The organism is Hansschlegelia zhihuaiae, assembly GCF_004103825.1.
Taxonomy (GTDB): Bacteria; Pseudomonadota; Alphaproteobacteria; order Rhizobiales; family Methylopilaceae; genus Methylopila; species Methylopila zhihuaiae.
This window is the reverse complement of the sequence record NZ_RYFI01000010.1, coordinates 76,574-88,511: the sequence shown is the minus strand read 5'-3', so window position 1 is coordinate 88,511 and position 11,938 is coordinate 76,574. Positions and strand designations below refer to the sequence as shown.

Below are 11,938 nucleotides of genomic sequence, written 5' to 3'. Positions count from 1 at the left end.
CGGCGCCCCCCCGCGGCTCCCCGGCCTCGGCGGGTTCCCGGGCATGGGGAAGAAGAAGTGAGCCGCGCCCGACCACACCCTCCCCGTCATGGTCCGGCTTGACCGGACCATCCATCGCAAGCGTCGAACTCGACGCCGCCGATGGGTCCTCCGGTCGAGCCGGAGGACGACGCAGCCATGAAATGTTGAAAACCAGAAGGAACTGAAACGATGGCACTGAAGATCCGGCTCGCCCGCGGCGGCGCCAAGAAGCGTCCGTTCTACCGCATCGTGGTGGCGGACTCGCGCTATCCGCGCGACGGGCGGTTCATCGAGCGCATCGGCTCGTTCAACCCGCTGCTCGACAAGAACGCCGCCGACCGCGTGGTGCTCGACCTCGAGAAAGCCAAGGAGTGGCTCGCCAAGGGCGCGACCCCGACCGACCGCGTGCACCGCTTCCTCGACGCCGCCGGCGTGCTGAAGCGAGAGGCGCGCAACAACCCGCACAAGGCCGAGCCCGGCAAGAAGGCCCAGGAGCGCGCCGAGGCGGCGAAGGCCGCCGCCGCGAAGGCGGAGCCCGCCGGCGAAGACGCCGCGGCGTAAGCGAGACGTCGATGTCCCGGCTTTGAGCCGGGACCCATTCGGCTCCGCGGCCGGTCAGTAAGCCGCGTCGGCCGACGCGCCTCGCCACGGACGCGGCGCGCTGATGGGTCCCGGCTCTCCGCTTCGCTGCGGCCGGGACATGGCGCGCGCGCATGACGGCTCCCCGCCTCATCCAGATCGGCGTGATCGGCGCGGCCCATGGCGTGCGCGGGGAGACGCGCGTCAAATCCTTCACCGAGGACCCCACGTCTCTCGGCGCCTATGGGCCGCTTAGTGACGCTGAGGGCGGGCGGAGTTTCCGCATAGCTTCGCTGCGACCGCTGAAGGACGACATGCTGGTCGTGCGCTTCGAGGGCGTCGCGACCCGCGAAGCCGCCGAGGCGCTGAACGGCGTCGGCCTGTTCGCCCGGCGCGACGCCCTGCCGCCGACCGAGGCGGAAGACGATTTCTACCACGCCGACCTGATCGGGCTTTCGGTCGAGACGCTCAGCGGCGAGGCCGTGGGCAAGATCGTCTCGGTGCAGAATTTCGGGGCCGACGATTTGCTGGAGATCCGGCTGACGGGACGCGCCCGCAGCGTCCTGCTGCCCTTCACCAGGGCCGCCGTCCCGGTCGTCGACGTCGCGGGTGGCCGGGTGGTGGTCGACCCGCCCGAGGGCGCGCTCGACGAGGCGGCGGAGGAGTCCCGCGGAACGTCGCGCTAGGCGCGGCGGCGGGCGCCGCGCTATGGATGTCGCTCGTCTGTCGCGCCGCGGCGGCTGCGACGTCGGACAAAAGCAACAAGACGAGCACGCCATTCCCACGCCCCTCTTCCGCATCGGCACCCGCGGCAGTCCGCTCGCGCTCTGGCAGGCCAACACCGTGCGCGACGGCCTGACGGCGGCCCTCGGCGGCGACCCGGCCGCGGTCGAAATCGTGGTGATCAAGACGACCGGCGACGCCATCCAGGACCGGCCGCTGAGCGAGGCCGGCGGCAAGGGCCTGTTCGTCAAGGAGATCGACGAGGCGCTGATCGGCGGGCGCGTCGACCTCGCGGTGCACTCCGCCAAGGACCTGCCGACCGACCTCGCGCCCGGCACGGCGCTCGCCGCCGTCCTGCCGCGCGCCGACGTGCGCGACGCGCTGATCGGCGGCGCGGCCCCGACCCTGGATGCTCTGCCGCAGGGCGCGGTCGTCGGCACCGCCTCGCTCAGGCGCGGCGCGCTGGTCCGGCGCCGGCGTCCCGATCTCAAGGTCACGTCCTTCCGCGGCAACGTCCAGACGCGGCTCGACAAGCTCGCGCGCGGCGAGGTCCAAGCCACGCTGCTCGCGCTCGCGGGGCTGACCCGGCTCGGGCTCGAGCGCCACGCGACCGAGATTCTCCCGGAGGACGAATTCCTGCCAGCGCTCGGCCAGGGCGCCGTCGCGGTCACGGCTCGGTCGGGCGACGACCGGACCCGCGCGGCGCTCGCGGCCCTCGACTGCGCCGACACGGCGTCGGCGCTCGCCTGCGAGCGGGCCTTCCTCAAGGTGCTGGACGGCTCCTGCCGCACGCCGATCGCCGGGCTCGCGCGGGTCACGGGCGGGGCGCTCGCCTTCCGCGGACTCGTGCTGTCCGAGGACGGCGCGCGCACCGTTGAAGGCGAGGCGCGCGGGCTGGCCGCGGACGCCGAGGCGCTTGGCGCGGAGGCCGGCCGCGACGTCAAGGCCCGCACCCCGCCCGACCTGCTCGCGGCCTTCGGGTGAGCCGATGAAGGTGCTGGTGCTCCGTCCCGAGCGCGCTGCGCGGCGCACCGCGGATGCGCTCGCGGCGCTCGGCCATGAGGCGATCCTCGCGCCGGTGCTCACGATCGAGGACCTCGCGAACCCGGTCCCCGACGGTCCCTTCGACGCCGTGCTCGCCACCAGCGCCAACGGCCTGCGCAAGCTCAGGAGCCGGCCCGAGATCGCGCGTCTTGCAGGGCTGCCGCTGATCGCGGTCGGCGACCGCACCGCGGAGGCCGGCCGCGAGGCCGGGTTCGCGACCGTCCATGTCGCCGAGGGCGACGGCCGCGCGCTGGTCGCCGAGGCGCAGGCGCGCTTTCCGAAGCCGGCGCGCTTCCTGCACGCCGCAGGCGCCGACCGGGCGTTCGACATCGCGGGCGCGCTCGCCCGCTATGAGCACGAGACCGTCGTGGTCGAGCTCTACCGCGCGACTGCGGCGACCGAGCTTCCCGAAGCGGCGGCGCTCGCCCTCGCCGACGGCTCCGCCCGGGCGGCGCTCCACCACTCGCGCAGAATTGCGGAGACGTTCCTGCGCCTGTCGGACACAGCGGGGTTCGCGGAGACCATCCGAGCGATGCCTCATGCGGCGCTCGCCGCCCGGGTCGCGGGCGCTCTTGAGACGGCGGGCTGCGTCCGCGTGGCGGTCGCGGAACGGCCCGACGAGGCGTCGCTGCTTCAGGCGGTGCTGAGCCTCGTCGATGACGGCTCGCCATACCGCCCCGGGCGGTCTAATTAGTCCGGACGCCGCCGAAGCAGACGGCGCCCTCTCCCCTAAGACGCGAGGTCAAGATGGCGGACCCGAAAGGACCCGAGACCGGACAGGGCGCGAAAGGCGGCCACAGCGCCCGCCCACGGCCCCAGACGCTCGACCTTTCGGCGACCGAGGTCTCGAAATCCGCCGCCCCGTCATCCGCCTCGGGCAAGCCGCCGGCGCCGGATGCGCCTGCCTCCGCCACGCCCAGCTCTGGCCCATCCTCGGCCGCCGCCGCGTCGTCCGCCGCGGGGCCGGACGCCCCGGCGGCCAAAATGCCTCCCTCGGACGCGCCCGCAAAATCCTCCGACGAGTCCGCTTCGGCCTCCGGCGCGACCCGCCCGGCGGCCGCGGCGGCTGAGGCCGCCAAGAGCGGGCCGCCCAAGGGCGAGGCTGCCCCCGGCCCCGCGAAGCCCGAGGCGGCCAAGGCCGAACCGTCGAAATCCCCCAGGGGCGTCTCCTCGATGCCGTCCTCGACGGGTAAGCCCGCTGCGGCGCCCTCCGGTCCCCGCGAAGGCGTCGGCGTTCTCGGCGTGCTGGCGGCGGCCGTCGGCGGCGCGGCGCTCGCCGTCCTCGTGATCGCGCTGTTCGGCAAGGATCTGATCCGCGCGCAGGCGCCGGACATGAGCCGGGTCGCGGCCGCCGAGGCCAAGCTCGATACGGTAGGCCGCGACGTCGCGGCGCTGCGCGAGACTCTGTCAAAGACCGCCCAGGCGACCGACGCCAGCGCGATCGACGCCCGCCTCACCGAGCTCTCGGCCACCATCGACCAGGCGACGCAGCAGGCGGACGGCCGCGTGGCCGCCGTCGAGAAAGAGCTTCGCGGGCTGTCCGAGAAGGTCGCCCAGCCGGCGGCCGCCGACCCTGCGCTCGGCGTGCTGGCGGGCCGGGTGGACGGCATCGAGCTCCGCCTGCAGCATGCCCCGACGGCCGATGCGCTCACCGTGCTGGGCGGCCGCATCGCCGGGCTCGAATCGCGCCAGGCCGAGCTTCCGACCAAGGAGACGATCGCGGGCGTGGCGTCGCGCGTCGCGGCCGTCGGCCAGGCGGTCGAGGGCGTCGGCCAGAAGATCGACGCCGCGACAGCGCCGCTCGCCCAGCGGGTCGACCAGATTTCGGCGGCCCTGAGCTCGCGGCCCAAGGGCGATCAGGCGGCGCGGCTCGTGGTGGCGATCGGCGCGCTCGACCAGGCGCTCGCGGCCGGCCGTCCCTTCGCGGCGGAGCTCTCCGCCGTGAAGTCGGCCGCCGGAGACAATGCGGAGCTCTCCGCCCTCACCTCGTTCGCGGCGGCAGGCATCCCGACCCGTCAGGCGCTCGCGGCGGAGCTCAAGGACATTCTGGACAAGCTCGGCAACGAGAAGCCGCCGGCGACCGCGTCGGTGTTCGACCGGTTCGTCGCGAGCGCGAGCGGCGTAGTGAAGGTCGCGCCCCAGAACGCCGCGGCGGAGCCCTCCGCCTCCCTCCGAACGCGGCTCCCGGCGGCGGCCGAGGCCGGCGACGTCGAAAGCGCGCTCGCCCTGCGCGGAAGCGCTGACGAAACGGCCCGTGCGGCGACCGACGACTGGGCGCGCCGCGCAAACGCCCGAATCTCTGCTGAGTCGGCGCTCGGCGCCGCCCGCACCGCGGCGCTCGCGCGCCTGTCGGCCAACGACTGAGGACACGCTTCGATGGTGCGGGTGCTGCTCTATCTCGTTCTGGTCGCGATCTTCGCCTTCGCGGCGGTCTGGATCGTCGACCGGCCGGGCGATCTCGTCGTCAACTGGCAGGGCTACCGGATCGAGACCTCGGTCGCGGTCGGGGCCGCCTTCGTGGCGGCGCTCGCGGTGTTCACGGTCATCCTGTGGAACGTGATGCGCTGGATCCTCGCGGGGCCCGAGGCCTTTGCGCTGTTCCGCCGCAACCGCCGTCGCGCCAAGGGCTATGACGCGATCGCGCGCGGCGTCGTGGCGGTCGGAACCGGCGACGCCCGCAAGGCCGGCAAGGAGGCGAGCGAGGCCCGCCGCCTGCTCGGCAAGGAGCCGCTGACGCTGGTGCTCGCGGCCCAGGCCGCGCAGCTGTCGGGCGACGGCGCAGGCGCCGAGGCCGCGTTCCGCGCCATGACCGAGCAATCCGAGACGCGCTCGCTCGGCCTGCGCGGTCTCTATGTCGAGGCCGAGCGCCGCGGCGACCGCGCGGCCGCCAAGGCGCTCGCCGAAGAGGCCGCCCGCCAGTCGCCCGAGACGCCTTGGGCCGGTCAGGCGCTGTTCGATTTCCAATGCGCCGAGCACGACTGGAGCGGCGCCCTGTCCACGCTCGAGCGGCTGAGCGCCAACCGGCTGGTCGACAAGGCGGACGCGCGCCGCCGGCGCACGGTGCTGTTGACCGCGCAGGCGATGGACGGGTCGGCGGACGTCAATCTCGCAATCCGCCGGGCCCGCGAGGCCCACGGGCTCGCGCCCGACTTCGTGCCGGCGGCCGCGCTCGCGGCCCGCCTGCTCGCCGAGCAGGGCGACCACAAGAAGGCGATGAAGATCGTCGAGACCACCTGGGCGAAGACGACGCATCCGGATCTCGCGGAGGTCTATGTGCATGTCCGCCCCGGCGACGCCGCGCGCGACAAGCTGAAGCGCGCCCGCTCGCTCAGCGAGCGCTCCGGCGACGACCCGGAAGGGCTGATCGCCGTCGCCCGCGCCGCGATGGCGGCGCGCGAGCTCGACGTCGCGCGGACGGCGCTCGGCAAATTGATGGGGGTTCGCCCGACGTCCCGCGCGTGCCTGCTGATGGCGGAGCTCGAGGAGGTCGAGCATGGCGAGTCCGGCCGCTCGCGCGAATGGCTCGGCCGGGCGCTACGCGCGCCGCGCGATCCGGCCTGGGTCGCGGACGGCGTGTCGAGCGAGACCTGGGCCCCGACCTCGCCGGTCACTGGCCGGCTCGACGCCTTCGTCTGGAAGATCCCGGTCGAGGAGAGCCGCCCGCGACTCGCCGCCGAGGCCTGGCTGGACGAGGCCCCCATCGAGCCCGCGCGCGCCGTCGTGGCCGTGGCGCCGTCTGCGTCTGCGCAGGCGGCCGCGGAAGCGTCGTCCCAGCCGGATCTTCCGCGCTCCATGCCGACCCTGGTCGACGCCGACGAGGCCGAGCCGGGCAAGGCGGCGGCTTCGGCGCCCCCTGCCGAGAAGATCAAGGCCGTCCCAGCGGCTTCGAAGCCCGCCGCCGGCAAGGCGGCGCCGGCCAAGCCCTCGCGGCCGACCGCCGCCGTGTTCCCGCTGTCGCGCCCGCCGGACGATCCCGGGCCGAACGGCGCGGCGGAAGCGCCGGACACCGTCGCGGGCGGCCAGACCTTCCCGGCGCAGCGGCCGAGCTACTAAGGCGGTCGCATCGAGGATCGGTCTGATGAAGCGGGGCCGTCATTCCGGCCGAAGTGCCGGAAGCCATTGCCTCTGAGTGCGCCACGCCATGCGGGCGCGACCACAATGGGTTCCGGGACAAGCCCGGAACGACGTCGCTGATGATTGCCGACTTGATCCGCTGCGGACGGGGTTCGCCTTAGGTCCCGTCCCGAGCCCTCAGGCGGCCCCAAAGCTCGCCTTGCCGCCATGGGCGGCCGACCATTCGGCCGGCCTGTTGAGGAAGGCCTCGACGTCGGCGAGCTTGCCGGCGTCGATCCTGCCGTCTTCCTTGGCGACCGCGAGCACGTCCCAGAAGGTCGCGAGTTCATGCAGCTTCACGCCGATCCGCTCCATCGTGGCGCGGCTCTCGGGGAAGATGCCGTAGTGGAACACCACGAAGGCGTGCTCCACGGTCTGCCCGGCCTCGCGCAGCGCCTCGCAGAACGCGACCTTGGAGCCGCCGTCGGTCGCGAGGTCCTCGACCAGGATGGTGCGGGCGCCGTCCACGACCGCGCCCTCGATCCGGGCGTTGCGGCCGAAACCCTTCGGCTTCTTCCGCACATAGAGCATCGGCAGCATCAGCCGGTCGGCGATCCAGGCCGCGAAGGGGATGCCGGCGGTCTCGCCGCCCGCCACCGCGTCGAGGCTCTCATAGCCCGCCTCGCGCAGGATGGTGGCGGCGGCGTCGTCCATCAGCTGGCGGCGCAGCCTCGGATAGGAGATCAGCTTGCGGCAGTCGGTGTAGACCGGGCTCGCCCAGCCGGACGTGAAGATGAACGGCTCCTCGGGGCGCACATGGATCGCCCCGACCTCGAGCATCATGCGCGCGACGCGCCGGCCGATCGCGTCACGGGTCGGAAGGGCGGCGTCGGGCATGAGGGAAATCTCCGGCGAAAGTCGTCGGAGGCGAGCGTTAGCGGATGATGGGCGGCGCGTCACGCCAGGCGGACGATTTCCACTGCCGAAGCCGCCCCGCCGCCGTCGTCCTCCGGCTTGACCGGAGGACCCATGGTCGGCGTGGAGCTCGACGCCTCCGGTGGATGGTCCGGCCAAGCCGGACCATACCCCGCGCGCATGAAGCGGAAAATCCTACGCCGCGCGGCGTTCGCCGTTCTTCTCGACCAGGATGGCCTCGAAGCCCTCGAACTGGGGATGGCCCTGGAACATCGGCTTGTTGCCGCCGGCGCCGGAATGCGCCTTCCGGAAGGCCTCGGACTTCGTCCAGTTCTCGAAGTCGCCGCGCGAGCGCCAGATCGTGTGCGAGGAGTAGAGCACGGTCTCCTCGTCGGCCGGACCTTTCAGCAAGTGGAACTCGACGAAGCCCGGCACCTCGTCGAGATGCCGCGGGCGCTCGCGCCACACCGTCTCGAAGGCCTCGGCCTCGGATTTGAAGACCTTGAAACGGTTCATGGCGATGAACATTGCGGAGCTCCATCGGCGACTTGGAAGAATTCCAAGAAGCTCTTCGGGTTGGGTTGCGTCCCGCGCACCATATGGGCGGCCCGCGGCGCGCGCAATCGCGCCTGCGGCGCTCTGCGGTTCAGGCGGACCGACCAATGGGGGAGGAAGTTCGGGGCGGCGTTTTGTCAGCGCCAGACGAAGGCGAACTTCTCGAGCGTGACGTCGCCGAAATGCTCGACCCCGCGGGCCGCGAGCTTGCCGCCGAGCCTCGCATAGAAACCGCAGGCCGGATCGTTGCCGGCGAGCGACCAGGCCGCAGCGCCGGAGAGGCCACGCGCCGCGAGCTCGCCGCGGGCGGCCTGGAACAGCCGCCGGCCGAGGCCGAGGCCCTGATATTCGGGCTTGAGATAGAGCTCGTAGACCTCGCCGCCGACCGCGAGCGTCGAGGCGCGGTTGCGGCCCGAGGAGGCGTAGCCCACGGTCTCGCCGCCGAACACCAGCAGGTTCACGCGGCTGCCGCGGCGCAGCGCGCCGGCCCACCAGGACGGCCCGCGACGCTCGATCATGCGCTCGAGCTCTCGCCCGGGGATCAGTCCCCGATAGGCGTTGCGCCAAGCTGCGTCATGGACGTCGGCGATCGATGCGGCGTCCGCCGCGCACGCAGGCCGAATATCGATCGCCACGGTGCTCACAAGCAGAGAGTAAGCCGGCCCCGCGCCCCCGGACAAGCAAAGATCGTCGTTCCGGCGGCGCTGCGGCGATCACGTCCTGTGGACGCCGGGGCCGGAGCCGCGGCATAGAGGGCCCGATGCGCCCAAACCCCTCAAGGCGCGAGGCGAATCCGATGTGGCGCGCGACCGTCCTGACGCTCTATCCGGCGATGTTTCCCGGGCCGCTCGGCCATGCGCTGGCGGGCCGCGCGCTCGGCCGCGCCTGGTCGCTCGAGGCGCGCGACATCCGCGCGCACGCCGCCGACCGCCACGGCACGGTCGACGACGCGCCGGCGGGCGGCGGCCCCGGCATGGTGCTGCGCGCCGACGTCCTCGCCGCGGCGCTCGACGCCGCGGGCGACGACGGCCGGCCGCGCGTCCTGCTCACGCCGCGGGGCCGGCCGCTGACTCAGGCGCGGGTTCGCGAATTCGCGGCCGGCGGCGGCGTGACGCTGGTGTGCGGCCGCTTCGAGGGCGTCGACGAGCGGATCGTGGCGTCCCGTGGCCTCGAGGAGATCGCGGTTGGCGACGTCGTGCTGTCGGGCGGCGAGGCCGCGGCGATGCTGCTGCTCGACGCCTGCGTGCGGCTGCTGCCGGGCGTGATGGGCGACGCCGCCTCGGGCGACGCCGAGAGTTTCGAGACGCCGCTCATCGAGCATCCGCACTACACCAGGCCGCGCGAGTTCGAGGGGATGGCGATCCCGCCCGAGCTCGTCGGCGGCGACCATGCGGCCGTGGCGCGCTGGCGAAGGCGCGCCTCGCTCGCGGCCACGCGGGCCCGCCGGCCCGATCTCTGGGCGAAATATGTCGCATCCACGACAGGAGGCGTCGACAAACGGCGGGAAAGCGAGTAGGAGACCGGCCGATCACGAGATTCACCTGAAACTTCTCGTGCGCCCCGTTTTGCGGGAGACGCGGAGACAATCGCATGAACGTCATCGAACAGCTCGACCGCGAGCAGATGGAGGCCGTCGCCTCCAAGCGGCAGATCCCCGATTTCGCGCCCGGCGACACCGTGACGGTCAACGTCAAGGTCAAGGAAGGCGAGCGCGTCCGCGTGCAGGCCTATGAGGGCGTGGTCATCGCGCGCTCGGGCGGCGGCCTGAACGAGAACTTCACGGTCCGCAAGATCTCCTATGGCGAGGGCGTCGAGCGCGTCTTCCCGATGTATTCACCGCTGATCGACAGCGTGAAGGTCGTGCGCCGCGGCAAGGTGCGCCGCGCCAAGCTCTATTACCTGCGCGAGCGCCGCGGCAAGTCGGCCCGCATCGCCGAGAAGCAGGACCGCAGCCAGCGCGCCGAAACCTCGAAGAAGGCGCCGGCCGCGGCCGAGTGAGCCCTTCGCTCCATCGCTGATGAATTTGGAAACGGCGCGACCAAGGTCGCGCCGTTTCTGTTTGGCGTCGGCGTCGTGCGTGCTTCGAGACGCCGTCCTTGGCGGACGGCTCCTCGAGCCATGAGGAAGGCGGCGCTTTGACATCCTGCACGGTCCTCATGCTGAGGAGCCCGCATCTTCGCGGGCGTCTCGAAGCACGTAGGACCGCGGCGCCAACGAGGGCTCAGGGGTGAGGCGGCTCCGGGTCGGTGACGCCGGACCTGCGGCCGGCCACCAGCCAGTGCACCAGCCCGCCCACGATTCCCGCGGCCACGACCTGCGGCGCGGAGAAGACCGGCCCCTCGAAGCTCGTCGGCGCCAGCGCCCATGGCATCAGGGCGGAGCCCGCGCCCGCGGCGGCGTGGTAGATCCAGGAGCGGATCGAGAACATCTCGGCGATCAGCACGGCGACGATCGCGGGCGCGCCCATCAGCGGCGCGAACAGGAGCGCGATGGTGGCGGCGTTGATCGAGAGATCGTAGCCGAGCAGCACGACGTCCTCCGGCAACCAGCGGATCGCCTCGGCGTGCTCGGCCGACATCATGACGAGCATCGCAAGCGCGGCCACCACGCCGCAGGCGAGGCCGAAGGGCGCGAGCAGCAGGCGGGCGGCGAGCCGGGCCAGCATCAGGTCGGACGTCCCGGACGAACATTCGCTGGACGGAGGGCGCGCGTCGCAGCGCGGCTCATTGGGTCGCCTCGAGCGCCTCCCGCTCCTTCGCGCGGAGCCGGCGTGTCTCGGACTTCAGCTGCCCGCAGGCGGCGGCGATGTCGCGTCCCCGCGGCGTGCGCACGGGGCTGGCGTAGCCTGCCCGGAACACGATCTCGGAGAATTTCTCGATCGTCTCCCAGTCCGAGCACTCATAGGGCGAGCCGGGCCACGGGTTGAACGGGATCAGGTTGATCTTGGCCGGAAGTCCCGCGAGCAGCCGCACCAGTTCGCGCGCCTCGGCCGGGTTGTCGTTGACGCCCTTCAGCATGACGTATTCGAAGGTGATGCGCCGCGCGTTGGAGGCGCCCGGATAGGTCCGGCACGCGTCCAGCAGATCCCTGATCGGGTATTTGCGGTTGATCGGCACGATCACGTCGCGGAGCTCGTCGCGCACCGCGTGGAGCGAGATCGCGAGCTGGGCGCCGGTCTCCTCGCCGAGCCGCCTCATCTCGGGCACGACCCCGGAGGTCGAGACCGTGATCTTGCGGCGGCCGACGCCCAGCCCCTCGCCGTCCGCCATCACCTCGATGGCGTCGCGCACCGCGTCGAGATTGTAGAGCGGCTCGCCCATGCCCATGAACACGATGTTGGTGACGAAGCGCCCGCCGTCGCCGGGGACTATGGCGCCCTCGGGCGCCGAGCCGCCGGTCCAGTCGCCGAGCCGGTCGCGCGCGACCACGAGCTGGGCGACGATCTCGGCGGCCGTCAGGTTGCGCACCAGCGTCTGGGTGCCGGTGTGGCAGAAGGTGCAGGTCAGCGTGCAGCCGACCTGGCTCGAGACGCAAAGCGTGCCGCGCCCCTCCTCCGGGATGTAGACGGTCTCGATCTCCGCCGGCCGCATGCGCGGCCCCTGCGCGGGCAGGCGCAGCAGCCATTTGCGGGTGCCGTCGACCGAGATCTGCTCCGAGACAATCTCGGGCCGGTCGAGCGTGAAGCGCTCGGCGAGCGCCGCGCGAAGGTCCTTCGAGACGTTGGTCATGGCGTCGAACGACGCCGCGCCGCGATTGTGGAGCCAGTGGTTGAGCTGCGCGGCCCGCATCCGGACCTGACGCTCGGCGACGCCGGCCTCAAGCAGCGCCTCGCCGAGCCGCGCGCGGGTGAGGCCCACGAGCGAAGGCGTCGCGGCGGCTGGGGCGGCGGCGAAAGCAGCCGCGGGCTCGGATGGGCGGGCGATGTCGAGTACGGTCATGACTTGAATATGGGAGGCGATCCGGCGCGGTCCCGCGCCAAAAGCGCGCGAGGCTTATCACGAAGCGCTTCAGGACGCGACCCGAAGCCTTGCGACAGCGCCGCGCGCGG

At 72.5% G+C, this 11,938-nt stretch carries 13 protein-coding genes; 8 read left to right on the top strand and 5 right to left on the bottom strand.

Annotation, left to right across the window (positions count from 1 at the left end):
- Window positions 1-210 precede the first annotated feature (210 nt).
- The 6 genes from rpsP (at window position 211) to EK403_RS11640 (ending at window position 6,420) form a co-directional block, all read left to right on the top strand.
- Window positions 211-582 (top strand): 30S ribosomal protein S16, encoded by a 372-nt coding sequence (gene rpsP, locus EK403_RS11665; RefSeq protein WP_128777669.1) that lies wholly within the window; start codon window positions 211-213, stop codon window positions 580-582.
- Window positions 583-734: 152 nt separating this feature from the next.
- The gene (rimM, locus tag EK403_RS11660; RefSeq protein WP_128777668.1) at window positions 735-1,286 is read left to right on the top strand and encodes a ribosome maturation factor RimM; all 552 of its coding nucleotides are present in this window, start codon (window positions 735-737) and stop codon (window positions 1,284-1,286) included.
- 91 nt (window positions 1,287-1,377) lie between these two features.
- The gene (hemC, locus tag EK403_RS11655; RefSeq protein ID WP_428979599.1) at window positions 1,378-2,307 is read left to right on the top strand and encodes a hydroxymethylbilane synthase; all 930 of its coding nucleotides are present in this window, start codon (window positions 1,378-1,380) and stop codon (window positions 2,305-2,307) included.
- 4 nt (window positions 2,308-2,311) lie between these two features.
- A complete protein-coding gene (locus tag EK403_RS11650) occupies window positions 2,312-3,061 on the top strand; it encodes a uroporphyrinogen-III synthase (RefSeq protein ID WP_128777666.1) in 750 nt (249 codons plus the stop codon).
- Window positions 3,062-3,351: 290 nt separating this feature from the next.
- Entirely contained in the window at window positions 3,352-4,731 is a 1,380-nt protein-coding gene (locus EK403_RS11645; RefSeq protein ID WP_164919581.1) for a COG4223 family protein, read from the top strand.
- Between the two features lie 12 nt (window positions 4,732-4,743).
- Window positions 4,744-6,420 (top strand): heme biosynthesis protein HemY, encoded by a 1,677-nt coding sequence (locus EK403_RS11640; RefSeq protein WP_128777664.1) that lies wholly within the window; start codon window positions 4,744-4,746, stop codon window positions 6,418-6,420.
- Window positions 6,421-6,618: 198 nt separating this feature from the next.
- On the opposite strand, the gene EK403_RS11635 is transcribed toward EK403_RS11640, so the two are convergent.
- The 3 genes from EK403_RS11635 to EK403_RS11625 form a co-directional block, all read right to left on the bottom strand.
- Window positions 6,619-7,317: an orotate phosphoribosyltransferase gene (locus EK403_RS11635; protein WP_128777663.1), complete on the bottom strand. Its 699-nt coding sequence runs from the start codon at window positions 7,315-7,317 to the stop codon at window positions 6,619-6,621.
- 213 nt (window positions 7,318-7,530) lie between these two features.
- A complete protein-coding gene (gene hmuQ, locus EK403_RS11630; RefSeq protein WP_128777662.1) occupies window positions 7,531-7,863 on the bottom strand; it encodes a heme-degrading protein HmuQ in 333 nt (110 codons plus the stop codon).
- A 164-nt stretch (window positions 7,864-8,027) separates the two neighbouring features.
- Window positions 8,028-8,534 carry a GNAT family N-acetyltransferase gene (locus EK403_RS11625; protein ID WP_128777661.1) on the bottom strand — a complete coding sequence of 169 codons (507 nt, stop codon included), beginning with the start codon at window positions 8,532-8,534 and terminating at the stop codon, window positions 8,028-8,030.
- A 152-nt stretch (window positions 8,535-8,686) separates the two neighbouring features.
- Here EK403_RS11625 and trmD point away from each other — a divergent pair, with 152 nt between their 5' ends.
- Both trmD and rplS read left to right on the top strand, forming a co-directional pair.
- Window positions 8,687-9,406 carry a tRNA (guanosine(37)-N1)-methyltransferase TrmD gene (gene trmD / locus EK403_RS11620; protein ID WP_128777660.1) on the top strand — a complete coding sequence of 240 codons (720 nt, stop codon included), beginning with the start codon at window positions 8,687-8,689 and terminating at the stop codon, window positions 9,404-9,406.
- 74 nt (window positions 9,407-9,480) lie between these two features.
- Window positions 9,481-9,888, top strand: a complete 408-nt coding sequence (rplS, locus tag EK403_RS11615; RefSeq protein ID WP_128777659.1) for a 50S ribosomal protein L19 — start codon at window positions 9,481-9,483, stop codon at window positions 9,886-9,888.
- A 223-nt stretch (window positions 9,889-10,111) separates the two neighbouring features.
- Here the strand turns inward: rplS and EK403_RS11610 are convergent, their stop codons facing one another.
- Window positions 10,112-10,555, bottom strand: a complete 444-nt coding sequence (locus tag EK403_RS11610; RefSeq protein WP_128777658.1) for a hypothetical protein — start codon at window positions 10,553-10,555, stop codon at window positions 10,112-10,114.
- A gap of 58 nt (window positions 10,556-10,613) precedes the next feature.
- Window positions 10,614-11,828: a dual-specificity RNA methyltransferase RlmN gene (gene rlmN, locus EK403_RS11605; protein WP_128777657.1), complete on the bottom strand. Its 1,215-nt coding sequence runs from the start codon at window positions 11,826-11,828 to the stop codon at window positions 10,614-10,616.
- Between the last annotated feature and the right edge of the window lie 110 nt (window positions 11,829-11,938).

What these genes read in the sequence shown, in the direction of transcription:
- EK403_RS11640 (WP_128777664.1), top strand. Translation starts at nt 4,744, where the DNA reads ATGGTGCGGGTGCTGCTCTATCTCGTTCTGGTCGCGATCTTCGCCTTC.
- EK403_RS11650 (WP_128777666.1), top strand. Translation starts at nt 2,312, where the DNA reads ATGAAGGTGCTGGTGCTCCGTCCCGAGCGCGCTGCGCGGCGCACCGCG.
- EK403_RS11645 (WP_164919581.1), top strand. Translation starts at nt 3,352, where the DNA reads ATGCCTCCCTCGGACGCGCCCGCAAAATCCTCCGACGAGTCCGCTTCG.
- rpsP (WP_128777669.1), top strand. Translation starts at nt 211, where the DNA reads ATGGCACTGAAGATCCGGCTCGCCCGCGGCGGCGCCAAGAAGCGTCCG.
- rplS (WP_128777659.1), top strand. Translation starts at nt 9,481, where the DNA reads ATGAACGTCATCGAACAGCTCGACCGCGAGCAGATGGAGGCCGTCGCC.
- trmD (WP_128777660.1), top strand. Translation starts at nt 8,687, where the DNA reads ATGTGGCGCGCGACCGTCCTGACGCTCTATCCGGCGATGTTTCCCGGG.
- EK403_RS11635 (WP_128777663.1), bottom strand. Translation starts at nt 7,317, where the DNA reads ATGCCCGACGCCGCCCTTCCGACCCGTGACGCGATCGGCCGGCGCGTC.
- rimM (WP_128777668.1), top strand. Translation starts at nt 735, where the DNA reads ATGACGGCTCCCCGCCTCATCCAGATCGGCGTGATCGGCGCGGCCCAT.
- rlmN (WP_128777657.1), bottom strand. Translation starts at nt 11,828, where the DNA reads ATGACCGTACTCGACATCGCCCGCCCATCCGAGCCCGCGGCTGCTTTC.
- EK403_RS11610 (WP_128777658.1), bottom strand. Translation starts at nt 10,555, where the DNA reads ATGCTGGCCCGGCTCGCCGCCCGCCTGCTGCTCGCGCCCTTCGGCCTC.
- hmuQ (WP_128777662.1), bottom strand. Translation starts at nt 7,863, where the DNA reads ATGTTCATCGCCATGAACCGTTTCAAGGTCTTCAAATCCGAGGCCGAG.